Origin of the sequence: Hymenobacter sediminis, assembly GCF_003231285.1 — a bacterium.
Lineage (GTDB): Bacteria > Bacteroidota > Bacteroidia > Cytophagales > Hymenobacteraceae > Hymenobacter > Hymenobacter sediminis.
The window spans coordinates 117200-137923 of record NZ_QKNS01000008.1 but is presented as its reverse complement, the minus strand read 5'-3'; the positions used below and the strand labels follow the sequence as shown (position 1 = coordinate 137923).

The following is a 20724-nucleotide window of genomic DNA, read 5'->3' as shown; positions in this document are numbered from 1 at the left end:
CACCCACTGCATTCCCACTTCAGCATATGAAATCCTCATTCCCCTTCCGGGCCATAGCTGCCGCCGTGGCGCTTACCGGAACCGCCGGGCTGGTATCTTCCTGCAAAGATTTCTTGGATGTAGAGCCGGTGGCCCTCAACACTACGGCCTACGTGTTCAGCACCGTGGCTGGCGCCACTACCGCCGTTATCGGGGCCTACGACCCGCTTTCCGGTGACAATGGCTACGGCCAGCGCATCAGCCTGTACTACTCCGTAGACACCGACGAAATGATTGGCTCGCCGGGCGCGCCTGATGGGCAGCGCCGCAGCATTGCCCGTTACAAAGCGCTGGCTACCAACACGGAAATTACCAACCCCTGGAACCAGCTGTACCAGGGTGTGGAGCGCGCCAACATCTGCATTCAGCAGATTCCGCAGATGACGCTGTACACCAGCGGCTCGGCCGCCGACACGGCTGCTTTGCACCGCCTGCACGGCGAGGCCCTGACCCTACGGGCGCAATATTACTTTGAGCTGATCCGGAACTGGGGCGACGTGCCAGCGCAGTTTACGCCCTCGGTATCAGGCCAGGATTTCAACTTGCCCAACGCTGACCGCAATGAAACTCTGACCCGCCTCATTGCCGACCTAGGCCAGGCCCAAAAGCTGGTGCCGTGGCGTTCCGCTGCCGGTACCGCCAACGAGCGAATTACCAAAGGCGCCGTGAAAGCCCTGCGCGCCCGCTTGGCTTTGTACCGGGGCGGCTACTCGCTGAAAGGTACCCAAATGGTACGCCCGGCCGACTATCTGGACTACTACCGCATAGCCCGCCAGGAGTGCGCCGAGCTCATGGCCAAGCCCAATGAGCACAAACTGAACACTACGTTCCTGGAAACCTTTCAGAGCATCAACCAGCAGCGTCCCGACGCGGCCAATGAAATCATGTTCCAGGTAGGCTCGGGCGGCTCTACGGCGGCCTCCGACAGCAAGCAGGGCTATTACAACGGTCCGCGCCTGCAGAACGCCAGCAGCCCCTATGGCTCAACCCAAGGTGCTATGGTAGCGGCCCCTACCTACTTCTATGCCTTCGACTCCACCGATACCCGCCGCGACGTAACCCTGACGCCTTACGGCATGGCCAGCAACAGCACCTTCTTTTCGGGTGTGGCGCTGAATGTAGTAACCGACGGCAAGTTCCGCCGCGACTGGCACAACCCCCTCGTGACGGGCTCCAGCAACTACCTGGGCTACAACTGGCCTCTGATTCGCTTTGCCGATGTGGTGCTGATGTTTGCCGAAGCTGAAAACGAGCTGAATGGCCCCACCCAGGCCGCCAAAGATGCCCTGCTGCAGGTGCGCACCCGCGCCTTCGGCAACGCCACCAAAGCAGCTGCTGGTCTGAACCTGGCCTCCAAGGAAAGCTTCTTCAATGCCCTGGTGAATGAGCGCTACCTCGAGTTTGGCGGCGAAGGCATCCGGAAGTATGACCTGATTCGTTGGAACCTATTCGCTACCAAGATTGCCGAGGTGAAGGCCAATATCGAGAAGCTGGCTAAAAATGAGGCTCCCTATCAGAACGTGCCTCAGTACATGTACTTCAAAACGCCGGCCGCCGGACCCGTACAGTGGACCCGCTCGTTCTACCGGCCTTCGCCTACGCCCAACACGGCTCCGGCTGGCACCGTGCGCGTGAACTGGCGCCAGGCCATTGATGCCGCCTACCTCGCCAACCTGCGCCCGGCCGGTACTTCCTATACCCTAGGTACTACCACGGCTTCCAGCACCGGCACTGGCCTGGCCGCCGAGTACGTGCCCGGCCAAGGCAAAGAACTCCTTCCAATTCCACAAAGCACCCTGGCTTCTGACCCTGCTCTGGTTCAGAACACGGGCTACTAACAGGTGCATGCACGAGAGGGTCAGGCTGAACTTTCCTACCTCGTGCTTCCTGCCAGACCACTTCCTCGCAACCCTCATTCCCCTCCTGCATGAATACGAATCAACCAGCATTTCCTGCCACTGAAACCCTCACTTGGCTCACGGTGGGCGAAGGTGTGCAGCGCCGCATTCTGGCCTATGGGCCTGATCTGATGCTGGTGAAAGTAGCCTTCGAGACCGGCGGAATTGGGGCGCGGCACCACCACGTGCACTCCCAGATTACCTACGTGGAAAGCGGCGTGTTTCGGTGCACGGTAGGAGAGGAGGAGCAAGTGCTGCGGGCCGGCGACACGTTCTACGCCGCCCCCGATGTGTGGCACGGCGTGGAGTGCCTGGAAGCCGGCGTACTGCTCGATTCCTTCAGCCCCATGCGGGAAGATTTTGTGTAACGGCCGGGGGCTGCTTGTGCGCTGCACTATGAAACAAGTATTGATACTGCTGTTCCTGCTGGTGGGGGTTGGGGAAATGGGAATCTTATCGGCCCGGGCCCAGCAGGTAACGGTGTCGGCGGATGGTTCGGGTGATTTCCGGACCATCCAGGCCGCCATCAACAGCCTACCCAACGCGGCAACCAAGCCGCGCACGGTGTATATCAAGAATGGCACTTACCGCGAAAAGGTCTTCCTCGATGGCAAGCAGAACATCATCCTCAAGGGCCAGAGCGAGAAGGGCGTCGTCCTGACGTCGGCCCAGGCCCGCGACGCCTGGCGCTGCGACCCGGTAGCCGGCCAAGACGACTGGGGCGTGGCCACGCTAAACATGCGCAACTCCCCCGACATCACCCTGGAAAACCTCACCGTCATCAATAGCTATGGGTTTGATGCCCCGGGCGAGGTAGTAATCGACTGCCCCACGGAGCCCAGCGGCAAGAAGACCATTAGCAAAACCGGCCACCAAATGGCCCTGCGCACCATGCCCGGCACCACCCGTCTGGTAGTAAAGCACTGCACCTTCCGTGCCCTGGGCGGCGACACCGTCAGCCCCTGGGACGTGGATGCGGGCCTGTACTACTTCAAGGACTGCACTATGGAAGGCGGCGTGGATTTCTACTGCCCCCGGGGCTGGGCCTACGCCGAAAACTGCCGCTTCATTTGTCACAACACCTCGGCCGCCATCTGGCACGACGGCTCCAGCGACGAAGACTCGAAAACGGTGCTCAAAAACTGCGTTTTCGAGGGCGACGCCGGCTTCAAGCTGGGGCGCTTCCACCGCGAGGCCCAATTCTACCTGGTGAACTGCACGTTTGGAGAAAACATGGCCGATGCCGACATCTACTGGGCCCAATCGGGGCCTGGGGCCAAGCAGTGGGGCCGCCGCGTGTACTACCACAACAACCACCGCAAAGGCGGCGACTACGCCTGGTTCAGCAACAACCTAAGCTCCGCCAAAAACGCCCCGAAAGCCCGCAAAATCAACTCTGACTGGACCTTTGGGGGCCGCTGGTACCCGAAGTCGGGCAAGCCGGCCACGGTGCCGCTGAAGCCCTCCAACCTTGGCGGGCCGGATAAATATTCGACGGCGCCCAAACCCGAAGCCACCGCCGTAGCCTCAGCCGGCAACCCTACCCCCGCTGCGGCGCCCAGGGTCGATTCAGTGGCCGAGCGGATGCTGGTCTACCAGCGCACGGTCGGCGGCTGGCCCAAGATGGTGAATAACATCAAGGTGAAATACGACCACCCGATGACGGTGGCCGAAGAAGCCGCGACCCGTGACGACGCCGGCCGCAACGACGCCACCATCGATAACGAGGCCACCACCCGCGAGATTCGCTACCTCGCTAAAGCCTTCAAAGCCACCGGCAACGCAACTTACAAAGCCGCCGCCGAGAAGGGTATTCGCTACCTGCTCCGGATGCAGCAGCGCACCGGCGGCTTCCCGCAGTACTACCCCGATTCCAGCAGCTATCGTCACTACATCACTTACAACGACAACGCCATGGTGCGGGCCCTGCAAGTGCTCCGCGACGTGAGCCGCCGCACTAGTGGTCTGGAAGTAGTGGATGCCAGTCTGGTTGAGCCGGCCACCCAGGCTGTAACTCGCGGCCTTGACTGCATCCTGAAAACCCAGTACGTGCAGCGCGGCAAGCTCACGGCCTGGTGCGCCCAGCACGACGAGAAAACCTTCCAGCCCGTGAAGGCCCGCGCCTTTGAGCTGCCCTCCCTGAGTGGCATGGAAACCGTGTCCATCGTGCAGTTTCTGATGGACACCGAAAACCCTACCCTCGCCATCAAGAAAAGCGTTGAAGCGGCCGTGGCCTGGCTTGATGCCGTGAAAATCACGGGCTACACCGTCAAGGACCAGCCCGACCCCAAACAGCCGAAGGGCTTTGATCGGCTGATTCTGCCCGAAGCTGGCTCCACCATCTGGGCCCGCTTCTACGACCTGCAAACCAACCAGCCCATCTACGTCGGCCGCGACTCCAAGCCCCGGCCCAAGCTCTCCGATATCGAGTACGAGCGCCGCACCGGCTACGCCTACGCCGGCGTGTGGCCCGCCAAGCTGCTCAGCCGCGACTACCCCCGCTGGCAGCAAAAATGGAATAGCACCGCCCCGTCCACCCCGGGGAGCAAACAATAAAACGGTTTTACCATGCCGCAACTATCCAAACAACTGGTTTCGCAGGCACCCGCGGCTTCTGGGGTGCTGCCCTCGTCCGCCCTGCTGGAACTCCCCGAAAAAGTCCTCCAATTTGGCACCGGCGTGCTGCTGCGCGGCCTGCCCGACTACCTCATCGACAAAGCCAACCGCCAGGGCATCTTCAACGGCCGCATTGTAGTCGTGAAAAGCACCGACGGCGGCGACATCGACGCCTTCACCCGTCAGGATGGCCTCTACACGCTGGGCATCCGCGGCATTGAAGACGGCCGCGAGGTGTCGGAAAATGTGGTGTGCTCGGCTATCAGCCGGGTGCTGTCGGCCAAAAGCCAGTGGGCCGACATTCTGGCCTGCGCCGCCAACCCCGAGCTGACCGTAGTTATTTCCAACACCACCGAGGTAGGCATTCAGCTTGTGTCCGACGACATCAGCCAAAGCCCGCCCCAGTCGTTTCCCGGCAAGCTGCTGGCGTTTCTGCTGGCCCGCTACCAGGCCTTCAACGGCGCCAAAGACAAGGGCCTCGTGATTGTGCCCACCGAGCTGATTCCCGACAACGGCACCAAGCTGGAAGCCATTCTGCTGGAGCAGGCCCACCGCAACAACCTCGACGCGGAGTTCATCGACTGGCTGGAAACCGCCAACCAAGTGTGCAACTCCCTCGTGGACCGCATCGTGCCGGGCCGCCCCGACCAGGCCACGCAAGCGGCGCTGCAGGCCGAGCTGGGCTACGAGGACGAGCTGCTGACCATGTCGGAGGTGTACACACTCTGGGCCATTGAAGGCGACGCGCGGGTAAAGGAAGTGCTCAGCTTCGAGCAGGCCGACGCCGGCGTCATTGTACAGCCCGACATCAACCTGTTCCGGGAGCTGAAGCTGCGCCTGCTCAACGGCACCCACACCCTGAGCTGCGGCCTGGCTTTCCTGGTGGGATTCCCCACGGTGCGCGAGGCCATGAACGACGCCAACATGTCCGGCTTCATCCACAACCTGATGCTGGCCGATTTGCTGCCCGGCATCCCTTACCAGGTAGATGACAAGATGGGCCAGCGGTTCGGCATGCAGGTGCTCGACCGGTTCCGCAACCCCTCCATCGAGCACAAGTGGCTGTCGATTTCGATGAACTACACGGCCAAAATGCAGATGCGCAACGTGCCCACGCTGCTACACTACTACCAGAAACTGCGCGCCGTGCCCCATTACATGGCCCTGGGCTTTGCCGCCTACCTGCTCTTCATGCGGGCAACCCGGCAGGAGGGAGGCAAGTGCTACGGCGAGCTGAATGGGCAGGCTTATGAAATTCAGGACGAAAAAGCAGGCTACTTCTTGGACCTCTGGGCCCGCCTGGAGCCGACCGAGCTCGTCCGGACCGTGCTGCACAACCAGGCCCTCTGGGGCCACGACCTCTCGGCTCTGCCCGGCTTCACGGAGTGCGTTACGCGCTACCTCGAGAATCTGCTCGAACACGGCGCCCGCGCCACCGTGGCTCACGCCCTGAACCGTAGTGTGGAGCAAAACGTGGCCGTGTAAACTCATCTGCTTTTCCGGCAGTTGTACGGCCAGCAATACCACTTTAGAACACAATCCAATGAAACATTTGGTAGCCAAAATTCACCCCGACGATAACGTGCTCGTTGCCCTCACGGACCTGCCCATCGGCACGCCCGTTACCTGGGACGGCACCACCGTCACGACTACCGATAAGATACCGGCCAAGCACAAGCTGGCCCTGCAGTTCCTGGCCCCCGGCGACCCAGTGCACATGTACGGGGTGCTGGTGGGCACGGCCCGCGAAGCCATTGGGGTAGGCGGCCTGCTGACGACCAGCAACATTAAGCACGCCACCGACAGCTACGACGAGCACCACCAGCGCCGCCAGGACTGGCAGGCCCCGGACGTAACCAAGTGGCAGGAACGCACCTTTATGGGTTTCCACCGCCCCGACGGCCAGGTGGGCACCGCCAACTACTGGCTGGTGATTCCGCTGGTATTCTGCGAAAACCGCAACATTCAGGTGCTGGAAGAAGCCCTAGTAAATGACCTCGGCTACGCCCGCCGCAAAAGCTACCAACCTCAGACACAGGAGCTGATTTCGCTGATGCAAGCCGGTAAGTCGGTGGAGGAAATTCTGGCCACGGACCTGCACTCGGCAGAAAATGGCCACCAGAAGCCCAAGCTGTTTCCCAACGTGGACGGCATCCGGTTCCTGAGCCATGAGGGCGGTTGCGGCGGTATCCGCCAGGACGCTCAAACGCTCTGCGGACTGCTGGCTGGTTACATCACCCACCCCAACGTGGCCGGCGCTACGGTGCTGAGCCTGGGCTGCCAGAACGCGCAGGTGAGCATGCTCCAGGACGAAATCAGTAAGCGTAGCCCCAACTTTCAGAAGCCGCTTTACATCCTGGAGCAGCAGAAAATTGGGACCGAGGAAGCTCTGGTGAGCACCGCGCTCCGCCAGACGTTTGCCGGCCTGATGATGGCCAACCAGGTAACGCGCCAGCCGGCCCCGCTCAGCAAGCTCTGCATTGGGCTGGAATGCGGCGGCTCCGACGGATTCTCGGGCATCTCGGCCAACCCCGCCGTAGGCCACGTTTCTGATTTGCTGGTAGCCCTCGGCGGCTCGGTTATCTTGGCCGAGTTTCCGGAGCTGTGCGGAGTAGAGCAGGAGCTGGTAGACCGCTCCGTGGACACGGCCACGGCCGAGCGCTTCAGCTCCCTGATGAAAGCCTACGGCGACTCGGCCGTGGCTGTGGGCTCCGGCTTTGACATGAACCCCTCGCCCGGCAACATCCGCGACGGGCTCATCACCGACGCCATGAAATCGGCCGGGGCGGCCCGTAAAGGCGGATCCTCGCCGGTAGTGGCCGTGCTCGACTACCCCGAGCTGGTCACGAAACCCGGCCTGAACCTGCTCTGCACCCCTGGCAACGACGTGGAATCGACGACGGCGGAAGTGGGCTCGGGTGCTACTGTGGTGCTGTTTACCACGGGCCTGGGTACGCCCACCGGCAACCCCATTGCCCCGGTAGTGAAGATTTCCAGCAACACGGCTCTGGCCCGGCGCATGCCCGACATTATCGACCTGAACACCGGTACCGTCATCGACGGGGAAGAAACCATTGAGCAAGCCGGCGAGCGAATCCTTGACTACGTGATTCGCGTGGCCAGCGGGGAGGAGGTAGCCGCCGTGCGCCACGGCCAAACCGATTTCATTCCGTGGAAGCGCGGGGTTTCGCTGTAAACTGTCATTTCCATTTCTTGTCATCCTGAGCGGAGCGAAGGACCTCTACTGCTTCGTTGTAATAGTAGCTACCCCCGGTGGAGGTCCTTTGCTCCCGCTCAGGATGACAGAGGTGAAGATGGTTTTTGACACCCCGCCTACCGGTATCGTTTCCGTTAAAAAAACGGGTAAAACCGGTTGAAAACTGGTCAGAAGCTGCTGCTGTCTGGATACCTTTACCCATCCCGCTCCCACTATTCTGCGGGTACCGCCCACTTCATTCGAGTTGACTATGAAGCCATTTCTCAACGCCGATTTCCTGCTGCAAACGGCCACGGCCAGCACGCTCTACCACGAGTATGCCAAGCAGATGCCCATCATCGACTACCATAACCACCTGCTGCCTGACCAGATTTCGGAGGACAAGCAGTTCGATACCATTACCCAGGTGTGGCTCTACGGCGACCACTACAAGTGGCGCGCCATGCGGGCTAACGGCATTCCGGAGCGCTACATCACCGGCGACGCTTCTGATTGGGAAAAGTTCGAGAAATGGGCCGAAACGGTGCCCCAAACCGTGCGCAACCCCCTCTACCACTGGACCCACCTGGAGCTGCAGCGCTACTTCGGCATCACGGAGCTGCTGAATAAAGACAGCGCCCGCCGCATCTTCGACCAGTGCAATGAGAAGCTGCAGACGCCCGAGTACTCGGTGCGCAACCTGCTGCGCCGCATGAACGTGGAAACCCTCTGCACCACCGACGACCCGGCCGATTCCCTGGAACACCACCGCGCCATCCGGGAAAGCGGCTTTGAGGTGCAGGTGCTACCCACCTTCCGCCCCGATAAGGCAATGGCCCCGGAAGACGCCGCCGGCTACAACGCCTACCTCGACAAGCTGGGCCAATCGGCGGCTGTGGACATTAAGACCTACCGCGACCTGGAAACGGCCTTGCGTCTGCGCCACGATTATTTCGCCGCCCTGGGCTGCCGCTTGTCGGACCACGGCCTGGAGCAGATCTACGCCGCTGACTACACCGACGCCGAAATCAGCGCCATCTTCGCCAAGGTGCGGGGAGGGGAGACGCTAGGGGAGCAGGAAATCCTGAAATTCAAGTCGGCCATGCTGGTGCTGCTGGCCGAAATGGACTGGGAGAAAGGCTGGACCCAGCAGTTCCACCTGGGTGCCTTGCGCAACAACAATTCCCGGATGCTGCGCGAGCTGGGCCCCGATACCGGCTGGGATTCCATCGGCGACTTCGCCCAGGGCCGCGCCCTTTCTAGCTTCCTCAACCGCCTCGACGAGCAGGACAAGCTGGCCAAAACCATCATCTACAACCTGAACCCCGCCGACAACGAGTTGATTGCTACCATGATTGGTAACTTCAACGATGGCTCCGTAGCTGGAAAAGTGCAGTTCGGCTCCGGCTGGTGGTTCCTGGATCAGAAGGACGGGATGGAGAAGCAAATCAACGCCCTGAGCAACATGGGCCTGCTGAGTCGCTTTGTGGGCATGCTCACCGACTCGCGCTCCTTCCTGTCGTACCCGCGCCACGAGTACTTCCGCCGCGTGCTTTGCAACCTCTTCGGCAACGATGTAGAAAACGGCGAGCTGCCCGCGGATATGGAACTGCTGGGCGGCATCATCCAGAACATTTGCTACGGCAACGCCAAGCAGTACTTCGGCTTTGCTGTAGTAGCCCAGCCGATTGAAACGGCGGTAGTCTAAAGCCAGAAACTAGCTCCTCTCCTCAGATGATTCCGCGCATCAAGCGGCGTGGGGCCGGGGGTGGTTGACTTGCAGTTGAACATCCCAAAAACTAGCTCTAGCATCTCCCTACCCCATCAACCACCCCCAACCCCTCCTCCGCTGAGGAGGGGAGCTAGCTTTACGTAGCGGCCTTGGATTCTAACTTCTAGCTCCTTTCCATGAAGCAAGTTGTCACCTTTGGTGAAATCATGATGCGGTTGTCGCCGCCGTTGAACTACCGGTTGTCGCAGGCCAGCTCGCTGGAAATTACCTACGGCGGCGGCGATGCCAACGTGGCGGCGGCTCTGGCTTACCTGGGCGTACCGGCGGCTCATGCGGGCTGCTTTCCGGATAATGCCGTGGGGCGAGCCGCGGCCCAGCAGTTTCAGCACCACGGCGTGGACATGCGCCACTGCGTGTTTCAGGGCCAGCGCCTGGGCCTGTACTTCTTGGAAGTAGGCGCTTCCTTGCGGGCCAGCCGCATCGTGTACGACCGGTACGATTCGGCTTTCGCCAACCTGCAACCGGAGTGGTTCAACTGGGACGAGATTTTCAGCAACGCCCAGCTTTTTCACTGGACCGGCATTACGCCCGCCATATCAGCTTCGGCGGCGCAGGCCACGCAGGAAGCCATTGCCGCGGCCCGGCGGCTGGGCCTCACTGTTTCGGCCGACGTGAATTACCGCCGCAACCTGTGGCAGTACGGGCAGCGCGCCCAGGATGTAATGCCCGATCTGGTAGCGGGCTGCGACCTGGTGGTGTGCACCGAGGGCGACGCCGAAGACCTGTTTGGCATCAAAGCGGAAGCCGGCGCCGAGAACAGCTTCGTGTCAATGAGCCAGCAGCTAATCCGGCGCTTCCCCCAGATTCAGCAGGTAATTGCTACCCGCCGCAAAACCCAAAGCGCCTCCCACGAGCGGATTAAGGGCATTGCCTTCAGCGGCGGCCAGTACCACGAAACCGAGTTCTTCGATATCAACCCGGTAGTAGACCGCATTGGCGGGGGCGACTCCTTCATTTCGGGCTTCATCTACGGGCAGCTTACTTACCCCACTCTGCAGGAAGCCCTGACGTTTGCCACGGCCGCGTCTGCCCTTAAGCACACCATTCACGGCGACATCAACCTGGTGACGGCCGCCGAAGTGGAGCACATTGTGGCCGGCAATACGTCGGGCCGCTTGCTCCGGTAGGAGTAAGAGTAGTGTCATGCTGAGCGCAGCCGAAGCATCTCTACCTCTGGCTATATCAATAAAGGTAGCATTGCAACGAAGCGGTAGAGATGCTTCGACTTCGCTCAGCATGACAATGACTATTTGATGATTAACGTAAATAACATGTCCCGATTCTCCTCTGCCGCTGCCCTGGAAACCGTACTGCGCTACCCCGTGGTGCCGGTATTTTACCACGCCGACGCAGCGTACACCAAGCGCATTCTGCAGGCCTGCTACGCCGGCGGGCTGCGCGTGTTTGAGTTTACCAACCGCGGCACCAACGCCTTCGAGGTATTCCAGGAACTGGTGCCCTTCGTTCAGGAAAACTGCCCGGATATGCTGCTGGGTATCGGCACTATTTACACCGCCGCCGACGCGGAGCGCTTTATTCAGGCCGGGGCCGATTTTGTGGTGCAGCCCTGCCTCACGACGGAAGTAGCCGAGGTATGCCGCCAGCACAACACGCCCTGGCTGCCCGGCACCATGACCATTTCCGAGGTGTACCAGGCTACCCAGCTCGGGGCGGCCATCGTCAAAATATTCCCCGGCAACGTGCTCGGGCCGGGATTCATCAAAAGCCTGCGCGGCCCCATGCCCACGGTGCCTTTGATGGTGACTGGGGGGGTAGAGCCCACCGAAGAAAGCCTGCACGAATGGTTCACGGCCGGCGTGAACATAGTGGGCATGGGCTCCCAGCTCTTCAAAAACGCCGATGACACCGAGGCTCTGAGCCGGCAGATTGCCGGGCTGCTGACCGTTGTGGACTCCCTGAAAAAGTAAGGCTCCCAGGCCTGCGCTTTCGCCTTCCGTACTGCCGCCTTTCCCGAGTATCTCCCACCGAATTCCCTGAACTCGATGATACCATCCGCCACTCAATCTCCGCCCGCCCCCCCGGCTCCCGTGTCGGGCATGGGGAAATACCGCTGGACCATTTGTGGTCTGGTGTTTTTCGCTACCACGGTCAACTACCTCGACCGGGCGGTGATTTCTCTGCTCAAGCCCTACCTCGAAACCGAGTTTCATTGGAATGCCGGCGACTACGCCAACATCGAAATAGCCTTTAAGCTGGCGTACTCGCTGGGCATGCTGGGGGTAGGCCGCGTGATTGACAAGCTGGGTACCAAAATTGGGTATGCGCTTTCCACGTTTCTGTGGAGCCTGGCTGCCATTGGGCACGCTTTCGTGAGCACCACGCTGGGTTTTAGTGTAGCGCGGGCCTTTCTGGGCGTAACGGAGGCCGGCAACTTTCCGGCTGCTATTAAAACCACCGCCGAGTGGTTTCCGCAGAAGGAGCGGGCCCTGGCAACGGGCATTTTCAACTCGGGCTCCAACGTGGGGGCCATCATTGCCCCGCTAACAGTGCCCCTGATTGCCGAAACCATTGGCTGGAAGTGGGCTTTTATCATCACGGGCGCTATTGGCTTTATCTGGCTGGCGTTGTGGTTTTGGCTGTACGAAGTGCCGGCCCGCCACGCTAAGCTCACGAAAGCCGAATTCGACTACATCCACAGCGACGTAGATGACCTGGCGGCGGCTGCCATTGAGACGGAGCCAAAAGTATCGTGGTTTAAGCTGCTGACCTTCCGTCAGACCTGGGGTTTCGTGCTGGGCAAGTTCCTGACCGACCCCGTGTGGTGGTTTTACCTGTTCTGGCTGCCCGACTTCCTGAGCAAGCAGTACGGCCTCAAAGGCACCGATATTGCCTTGCCCGTGGCCATGGTATACATGCTCTCGAGTATTGGCAGCGTGGGCGGTGGCTGGATTCCCCTGAACTTCATCAAGCACGGAATGCCGGCTTTCCGGGCCCGCAAAACCAGCATGCTGCTCATTGCCCTGTGCGTGTTCCCGATTGTGTTTGCCCAGCAGCTCGGGCAGATTAATATGTGGCTGGCCGTGCTGGTAATTGGTATTGCCGCTGCCGCCCACCAGGCCTGGAGCGCCAATATCTTCACCACCGTGTCGGATATGTTCCCGAAGCGCGCCGTGGCTTCCGTAACCGGCATTGGCGGTATGGCGGGCGGCATGGGCGGCATTGTGCTGTCGGCGCTGGTGCAGAAGCGCATGTTTGTGTACTATGAAAGCATCGGGCAGCTGGATAAGGCCTATTTCATCATGTTCTGGATTTGCGGCGGGGCCTACCTGCTGGCCTGGGTGCTAATGCATTTCCTGGCCCCCACCATGAAGCAAATTAACCTGGACAGCTCAACTTCAGCGACTCGCTAACCCTTTGTTTTTCTGTACTATGAAAAAACTGCAGTTGCTATTCATGCTACTGGGGCTGGCCTTGCCTACCCTCACGTTTGCCCAAACCAAGAACGATCAGGCCGCTGCCAAACAGGTAGAAGCCCTGGAACGGCAGCGCTTCGAGGCCCAGGTGAAGAAAGATTACGCCGTGCTGGAAAAGGTCTTCTCCGAGGACCTGGTGTACACCCATTCCAATGGCAAGCAAAACAACAAGCAGGAGTACCTCCAGAGCATCCGCGACGGCAAAAGCCAGTACGATAAGATTGACGTGGAGGCCCTGAACGTGCGCGCCTACAACGATGGCAAGGCCGCCGTAGTCAACGGCACCATTACCATCACCCTACCCCCCAAACCCGACGGAACCCTTAATCTGGCCCACCTCAAGTACGTGGTAGTGCAGATAAAAGACCCTAAAAAAGGCTGGCAGGTAGTACTCTGGCAAAGCCAGAAACAGCCCGAGGTCAAGAGCTAGGCTGGTATAGAGACGCAATAGGGTGTCTCAATCATCGAGGGCCCAACCCAGCTCGTCATTCCGAGCACTCTGCACATCAAGCAGAGACGAGGAATGATAAAATAAACAACCTCAGCAACAACGCAGACGCGACGCTTCGCGCCTCTCACTCTCTAGCGTTACGACGTAGCCTTCCTTATCACTCAGCTTACCTCACCAGACTTCGCGGCGGCTTTCTAGAAAAGCAGTGGCGCAGGCTGCGGGAGCTTTTGTACCCCTACCACGCATGAATATTTCTACTGAAAACACTATTGCTCAGCCGGTTGGTACTACACTGGAGCGCTACATCATGCGGAAACAGGCCGAGTTTCCCTTCGCCACCGGGGAGCTAAGCCAGCTGCTGCGCGACATTGCGCTGGCCGGCAAAATTGTGAACCGGGAAGTAAACCGGGCGGGCCTGACGAGCATCATCGGCAGCATGGGTCAGCAGAACGTGCAGGGCGAGGCCCAGCAGAAGCTTGATGTAGAAGCCAACATTCGCTTCATCCGGGCCCTCACCAACGGGGGCGAGGCCTGCGCGGTACTCTCGGAAGAAGAGGACGATATCATTCACACTGGCAACTGCCAGGGCAAGTACGTGGTAGCCATTGACCCCCTGGATGGTTCCTCCAACATCGATGTCAACATCAGCATCGGCACTATTTTCAGCATCTACCGGCGCGTAACGCCGGTGGGAGAGTCGGCCACGCGCGAAGATTTCCTGCAGGGCGGGCGGCGGCAGGTAGCGGCGGGCTACATTCTGTACGGCTCCAGCACCATGCTGGTGTACACCACCGGCCACGGGGTAGCGGGCTTCACCTACGAAAACTCCTTGGGCGAATTCTTTCTATCCCACCCCAGCATCACCATTCCTACCTCCGGCACGGTGTTTAGCTGCAACGAGGGCTACTGGTTTGACTACCCCCAATACGTGCGCAACTACCTGATGCAGTGCAAGCGCGAGGGACAGAGCGGGCGCTACGTGGGTTCCCTGGTGGCCGACTACCACCGCAATCTGCTCACGGGCGGCATTTACCTGTACCCGCCCACCGGCAAGAACCCCAGCGGTAAGCTGCGGGTGCTCTATGAGGCTTTTCCGCTGGCTTTCTTGATTGAGCAAGCCGGTGGCCGCGCCGAGTCGGGCACGGGCCCTATTCTGGATATTGTGGCTACTGAGTTTCACCAGCGTACCCCGCTGTTTGTGGGCTCCCCGGCCTTGGTAGAAAAGTTGTTGGCTGAAACCGAGGTAGCACCGAAGGAAGAAAGCGTAGAACAAAATCACGCCTAATCTGCTTACTTAGCCCGGCTGGCGGCAGATGGCTGCCACCAGGTACCTTGTCGGCCGTGGGCCGTGCTTTTCCAGTGGGCGACGCCGGTTTGTCGTCCTTCTACTCTTTCCCCAACCATGCCTAAAATCGTTTCCCCTCAGGTAGAGTTTGGCTACCTACTCAACCAAACCAAAAGTGTAACTCCCGAAATCTTCACCCCCGATGGCGCCGGCTTTCTGAACCTGCTGGAAGGCCGCTGGCAGGAGCCCGGCAAGCCTCGCCCGTTCGTGTCGCCGGTAGATGGCTCCGAAATCGGCTCCTTACCCATGCTCGACCACGCTACCGCCCTGCGCGCCGTGGTAGCGGCCAAGCAGGAAGCCGCTGCCTGGGGTGCTACCGACCTGGATGAGCGCAAGCGCCGCGTGCAGGACTGCCTCGATCAGCTGCGCCCGCAAGTGGACCTAATCGGCAAGCTGCTGATCTGGGAAATCGGCAAAACCTTTAAGCTCGGCTTCACCGACATCGACCGCGCCATCGACGGGGTGCAGTGGTACGTGGATAATATCGAGAGCATGCTGGGCCAGCGCAAGCCCCTGGGCCTGGTGAGCAACATTGCTTCCTGGAACTACCCCATGTCGGTGCTGCTGCACGCGGTGCTGGTGCAGGCCCTGTGCGGTAACTCGGTTATTGCTAAAACCCCTACCGATGGCGGCTTCATTTCCCTGAGCCTGGCCTTTGCCATTGCCCGCCGCTGTGGCCTGCCCGTGACGCTGGTGAGCGGCTCGGGCGGGGAGCTGAGCGACGTGCTGGTAAAGCACGAGGCTGTGGATTGCCTGAGCTTTGTGGGCGGGCGCTACAACGGCCGCAACATCGCCGATGCCCTCAGCCAGGAGCACAAGCGCTACATGCTGGAAATGGAAGGCGTGAACACCTACGGCATCTGGAACTACTCTGACTGGACCTCCCTGGCCGATCAGCTCAAGAAAGGCTACGACTACGGCAAGCAGCGCTGCACCGCCTACGTGCGCTTCGTGGTGGAGCGTCGCCTGTTCCCGCAGTTCCTGGAAACCTACTGGAGCACCATCAAAGACCTGAAAGTAGGCAACCCTACCCTGGTGGACAACGCCGAGGACAAGCTGCCGGAACTGGCCTTCGGACCCGTCATCAACGCCCGCCAGGCTGAGGACCTGGACCGCCTCTACGCCGACGCCCTGAAAACCGGCGCTACCCCCATCTACGAAGGCAAACTCGATGAGAGTCTGTTCTTGCCCGGCCAGGACATGAGCGCCTACCGTGCCCCGCGGGCCCTGGTAAACCTGCCCCGTCAGAGCGAACTGTACTTCAAGGAGCCCTTCGGCCCCATCGACAGCATTGTGCTGGTGGATAGGGTAGAGGAGTTGGTAGGCGAGATGAACATTTCGAATGGGGCCCTGGTAGCCGCCGTAGCTTCCGACGACGAGAAGTGGGCCGCCCGCACCGCCAAAGAAGTGCGCGCCTTCAAAGTGGGCCTGAACAAGCTTCGCTCCCGCGGCGACCGGGAAGAAGTGTTCGGCGGCCTGGGCGAATCCTGGAAAGGTGCATTCGTGGGCGGCGCCCTGCTGGTAGAAGCCGTAACGGAAGGCGAAAAAGCCATTCTGGGCAACTTCCAGGACGCCACCCTGCTGCCGGAGAAAATCTAAAGCGGCTTCCGGAGTTGTTTGATTTTGAATACGCACAAGCCCTTTCTGCTCGGTAGAAAGGGTTTGTGCTTTTCTAGCCTCTACATGAAATCTGCGTTTGTTGTCTTGGCAGCCCTCAGCCTGCTGCTGCCTACCCCCGCCGCCGCGCAAAAGGCCTACAACGTCATTGACTGGAAAGCGCCGGCCACGCTCAGCACCTACCTGCTGCAAGAGCTGCACGGGCGGTACGACCAGCGCCGTGCGGCCTGGGGCCAGGCCACGCAGTCGGCGGAGCGGATGCGGGCGTATCAGGACAGCGCACGGGCTCGGTTTCGGCGGGTGTTAGGGCCGCTGCCGGCACGTACGCCGCTCCGGGCGCGGGTAACGGGCACGTTGGCCCGGACCGGGTTTCGGATTGAGAAGGTTATTTACGAAAGCACGCCCAATCACCACGTAACGGCCAACCTGTACGTACCGGATGGGAAAGGCAAACGGCCGGCGGTGCTGCTGTTCTGCGGGCACGAGCAGGAATCGAAAGCCACGGAATCATACCAAAAAACGGCCATTCTGTTCGCGCAAAATGGTTTTGTGGTGCTCGTTATCGACCCTATTTCTCAGGGGGAACGAATGCAGCTAACCGATGCCGCAGGCAAGCCCCTTACGCGGGGCGGCACCACAGAGCACACCCTGCTCAACGCTCAAGCGGCACTGCTGGGCCGCTCCGTGCCAGCCGCCCAACTCTGGGACAACGTGCGCGGCCTCGACTACCTCCTTACCCGCCGCGAAGTGGACGCCGCGCGCATCGGCTGCCTGGGCAACTCGGGCGGGGCCACGCAAACCGCCTATTTCCTGGGCTTCGACGATCGGGTGAAGGTAGCAGCTCTGTGCAGCTACGTGGCCGCCGGCGAGCGAAACCTAGAGCTGACCGGCCCCGCCGACGGCTGCGTGATGCTGCCGGGTGCTGGTCAGGCTGGCCTCGACTTTACGGAGTATCCGCTCATCTTCGCGCCCAAGCCCCTGCAGCTGCTCGCCGGCCGCTACGATTTCGTGGACTACGCCAGCATGCAGGCTACCCACCAAGAACTACAGCAGGCCTATGGCCTGTTCGGCCAGCCGGAGCAGGTAGGAATGTTCACGTATGACGATGGGCACGGAATCTCCCAGCCCAAGCGCGAGGCCGCGGTTACCTGGTTTCGAAGGTTCTTGCTGCAGGACGCTACCCCCGTGCGGGAGCCCAACCTTGCCACGCTACCGGAAAAAGACCTGTGGTGCACGGCCACCGGGCAGGTAAACACGGCTTTTCAGCAGGAAGTAACTCTACCCCAAATCTACGCCGAAGAGGCCAAACGGCTAGGTCAAACGCGCCCACCGCTCACCGCGGAACAGCTTCAAGCTCACGTGCAGCAGCAACTGCAGCTGTCGCCTACCACACCCGCCGTGGCAGAGGCAAAGGAAGAAACGACTGTAAAAGGAATTGTCTGGCAGAAACTGCTACTGCGCCGCGCCGGTGAATCCCCTTTACCCCTGCTGCTGGCGCTACCGGCCGCCGGTGTTGCTCCGCAGAGAGTGGTTATCATGCTATCCGATGGCGGCAAAAACACGCTTGCCGATAGCTCTGCCTACATTCAAGGCTACCTCCGGCAGCAAACCGCCGTGCTGCTGCCCGACCTGCGTGGTCTGGGCGAAACCACCGACCCCGCCGCCTTCAACGACCCCAAATACTACAACCGCGAGTACCGTCCGGCTCTGCTCAGCCTCCACATCGGGCGCCCGTTGCTTGGCCAGCGCGTTACCGATATCCTGACGGTGCTGGATTGGGTAGGAAGCAAGGCCGGGCTGCAAGGCAAGCCTCTGGAAATGCGGGCGCGGGGCCAGGTAGGGGTGGCAGCCCTGCACGCCGCCGTGCTTACGGAACGTATCAGCAAGCTGGAACTGCTGCAAGCGCCGGCGTCATTCCAGGATGTGCTGCGGGAACCAACCCGCAAAGACACCTACTCCTGGGTGCTGCCGGGCGTGCTGCGCCGCTACGATTTACCCCAGCTCCGGCAGGCGCTGGGGCCGCGGCTCACGGAAAAGTAAGCCCCAGACACTAGCGTGCACTCAGGCGGCGACTTAGCCGCAACCCCACTTGCTGCTGGTTGGGGTTGCCGAAGAGAGCAAACGAATTGATCTGCCAGGCGGGGGTAGGGCGGAAGCCCGCTTCCGCAAACCCCGACCACCGACTGGCTCCCTCCTGCACATCGTAGCCTTTGCTGCTGGCCGCGCCGGCCAACAGCTGCCATTTGGAGCCACCTAGCCCCGTGCCGATGCCAAAGCGTTGCTGTGGATTGGCGCTGCCGTAGTTGAGGTAGTTATAGTCAGCCAGGGCGTACACTTTCTCGCGCTGTCCCACCCGCACCGAGGCTTGCATATCAAATACACTGACCTCATCTCCGGATATGTACCGATGGTAGCCCAGGTTGCCGAACATCATGCCCACCCCGACACCCACCCAGGGGCGGTCGAGCTGCACGTAAGGGTTGAGGGCGAACAGGGTGGTGCGGCGGTTGTACGGGCCCGCGCCCAGGGGCGTTTCCTGGTCGCCGCCTACGTGGAGGCGCACGCCCAGCGTTCTTTCGGCCATGTGTACATCTCCATCCGGATCTGCGCCGGGCGTTTTGGTCCGGGAAAAGTCGATGGTGCCGGTGGCGTAGCGGTGGCGGTAAAGTTCCAGGGGCGTACTACCGCCGCAGCCGCCCTCCGTGTTCTGTTCCCGCAGAAAACGGCCCGAGCTGAAGCTGCCGCTGAGGGTGTAATACTTCTCGGGGGCGGTAGCAGACTGGGCCGTATCAGGCGAAATCTGGCTGGTCAGCACAAACACCGTGCTGGCCAGTACCAGGGGTAGCGCCGTCCGCACCGGCCGGGGTGTGGAGGCCACACTCAGTAGGTAGGCCCCGAGCTCGAGCACCAGCACGATCAGTAGCAAAGCCTTCACTACCAGTACTTCCGGAAGGCTCAGTGCCCAGGGTCCTAACCAAGCAGTGAGCAGCAGTAGGCCCATAACTGCCAGCAGGTTCCGACCCGTAAAATTGGCAGGGGCCAGTTCTGCCTCGAAAGCAAGCTGGCGTGCCCGCCGAACCTGCCACCACCAGATACCCAGCGTGGCCGGAGCCAGCAAAAGCAAAGCCCACTGCAGCTGAAGCAGCGTCAGGCCGCCATGTGTATGAGCCGAAGCGCCTACTGGCTCACTGGCCGGGTCGCGCCAGAATTCCAGCACAAAGCGGCCGGCCAGTAGCAGCCCTACCTGTAGCCAGCGGCGACTACCACCTGGCCATACGCGGTGGCGCGTGAGCAGCAGCACAATGCCTACCCCCGCGCAAAGTACCAGGGCATAGAGCTGGGTAGGGTGGGTAGGAAGCGAGGCAGTGGCCCCCGCCGGAATTAGCCCTTGGTATGCCTGCACGAGGTAGGGTAAGGTATCGGGCCCGTAGGTGAAGCCCCAACCACCCGCTGTGGGCACCCCAAAGCAACAGCCCGTCAGCACACAGCCCACACACTGCACCACCAGGGCCGCGCACAGGGGTAGGGCAAACGCGTCGTACACATGGCGGCCGTAGCCGAACGCCCGCCGCAGCAGCGGCAGCACCATTCCTGAGGCCAGTGCCCCGCCCAAAACGGAACGGGCTTCCGAAGCTGGCAACTGGCCGCTGCTCATCAACGCTGCCCATTCCGGACCCGACAACGCCAGCAGCTTGGTACCCAGAATAAACGGCACGGCCACGCAGGCCAGCAACAGTAGCCAGGAGCGGAAGGGGTAGCCGCGCTGCCGACCTTCCCACAACAGCAGCGCCAGGTTCACGCCAAAGCCCAACACATAGAACAGTGCGTAATAATCGGGGCCGTGCGGAACGGCGACAACAGTAGACGGAAACATAGCGGGAAGAGTAAAACAGGGAAAGTCAGATGCTTAGCGCGCAAATCAAGCTTTACTAAAAACCGCCGCCCCGCCCCCGGAACGAGGCAAAGGCGGCGGCTAGGATGCAGCAATAAAAACCGGTAGGTAACGAGGGAGCCCAAAGGCCCGTCACGAAGGAATAGGAAGGCGGATAACGAGTTGAAGGTAGGCCGCCACCGGTGACACCGCATAACGAAAGTAAAGCGCTGTCAGACTTTACAAGCGTAATAATGGACGTGTTAGTGGTTGGCTAATAATAACTTAGGTAGTAATAGGGTAGGCTTTTAAAATCAGATATAACTGCGCCGTCAGCCCGTTTGTGGGTATGGCTAATGCCACGAGTGGTGTGCTCGACCTGCGGGGTAGCACTTGCTCACTTGCTAAATGAACATGCTTTCAGAGTAAGCAGGCCGTACTTTTGCCTCCATTCAGGGAGGCAGG

14 protein-coding genes are annotated in these 20724 nt (G+C 60.7%); 13 read left to right on the top strand and 1 reads right to left on the bottom strand.

The window, feature by feature from the left end:
- Nucleotides 1-26: 26 nt before the first annotated feature.
- From DNI29_RS19870 to DNI29_RS19805, 13 genes are all read left to right on the top strand, one after another.
- Nucleotides 27-1877, top strand: a complete 1851-nt coding sequence (locus DNI29_RS19870) for a RagB/SusD family nutrient uptake outer membrane protein (RefSeq protein WP_110979886.1) — start codon at nt 27-29, stop codon at nt 1875-1877.
- An 89-nt stretch (nt 1878-1966) separates the two neighbouring features.
- Entirely contained in the window at nt 1967-2305 is a 339-nt protein-coding gene (locus DNI29_RS19865) for a cupin domain-containing protein (protein WP_110979885.1), read from the top strand.
- 28 nt (nt 2306-2333) lie between these two features.
- Nucleotides 2334-4493 carry a pectate lyase gene (gene pelA, locus DNI29_RS24985; protein WP_238388157.1) on the top strand — a complete coding sequence of 720 codons (2160 nt, stop codon included), beginning with the start codon at nt 2334-2336 and terminating at the stop codon, nt 4491-4493.
- A gap of 12 nt (nt 4494-4505) precedes the next feature.
- On the top strand, nt 4506-6038 hold the full coding sequence (locus DNI29_RS19850; protein WP_110979884.1) for a tagaturonate reductase: 1533 nt from the start codon (nt 4506-4508) through the stop codon (nt 6036-6038).
- Nucleotides 6039-6096: 58 nt separating this feature from the next.
- A complete protein-coding gene (locus DNI29_RS19845) occupies nt 6097-7749 on the top strand; it encodes a UxaA family hydrolase (protein ID WP_110979883.1) in 1653 nt (550 codons plus the stop codon).
- 271 nt (nt 7750-8020) lie between these two features.
- A complete protein-coding gene (uxaC, locus tag DNI29_RS19840) occupies nt 8021-9457 on the top strand; it encodes a glucuronate isomerase (RefSeq protein WP_110979882.1) in 1437 nt (478 codons plus the stop codon).
- Between the two features lie 200 nt (nt 9458-9657).
- A complete protein-coding gene (locus tag DNI29_RS19835; protein WP_110979881.1) occupies nt 9658-10668 on the top strand; it encodes a sugar kinase in 1011 nt (336 codons plus the stop codon).
- A gap of 144 nt (nt 10669-10812) precedes the next feature.
- On the top strand, nt 10813-11469 hold the full coding sequence (locus tag DNI29_RS19830) for a beta/alpha barrel domain-containing protein (protein WP_110980001.1): 657 nt from the start codon (nt 10813-10815) through the stop codon (nt 11467-11469).
- A gap of 75 nt (nt 11470-11544) precedes the next feature.
- Nucleotides 11545-12912, top strand: coding sequence for an MFS transporter (locus DNI29_RS19825; RefSeq protein WP_110979880.1), 1368 nt, complete (start codon nt 11545-11547; stop codon nt 12910-12912).
- A gap of 19 nt (nt 12913-12931) precedes the next feature.
- Nucleotides 12932-13405, top strand: coding sequence for a nuclear transport factor 2 family protein (locus tag DNI29_RS19820; RefSeq protein WP_238388156.1), 474 nt, complete (start codon nt 12932-12934; stop codon nt 13403-13405).
- A 265-nt stretch (nt 13406-13670) separates the two neighbouring features.
- Nucleotides 13671-14711 carry a class 1 fructose-bisphosphatase gene (gene fbp, locus DNI29_RS19815; RefSeq protein ID WP_110979879.1) on the top strand — a complete coding sequence of 347 codons (1041 nt, stop codon included), beginning with the start codon at nt 13671-13673 and terminating at the stop codon, nt 14709-14711.
- Between the two features lie 117 nt (nt 14712-14828).
- Nucleotides 14829-16370 (top strand): aldehyde dehydrogenase family protein, encoded by a 1542-nt coding sequence (locus DNI29_RS19810; RefSeq protein ID WP_110979878.1) that lies wholly within the window; start codon nt 14829-14831, stop codon nt 16368-16370.
- Between the two features lie 84 nt (nt 16371-16454).
- A complete protein-coding gene (locus tag DNI29_RS19805) occupies nt 16455-18428 on the top strand; it encodes an alpha/beta hydrolase family protein (protein WP_110979877.1) in 1974 nt (657 codons plus the stop codon).
- A gap of 10 nt (nt 18429-18438) precedes the next feature.
- Here DNI29_RS19805 and DNI29_RS19800 read toward each other — a convergent pair whose 3' ends face one another.
- Nucleotides 18439-20262 carry a prolipoprotein diacylglyceryl transferase family protein gene (locus DNI29_RS19800; RefSeq protein ID WP_110979876.1) on the bottom strand — a complete coding sequence of 608 codons (1824 nt, stop codon included), beginning with the start codon at nt 20260-20262 and terminating at the stop codon, nt 18439-18441.
- Nucleotides 20263-20724: the final 462 nt, after the last annotated feature.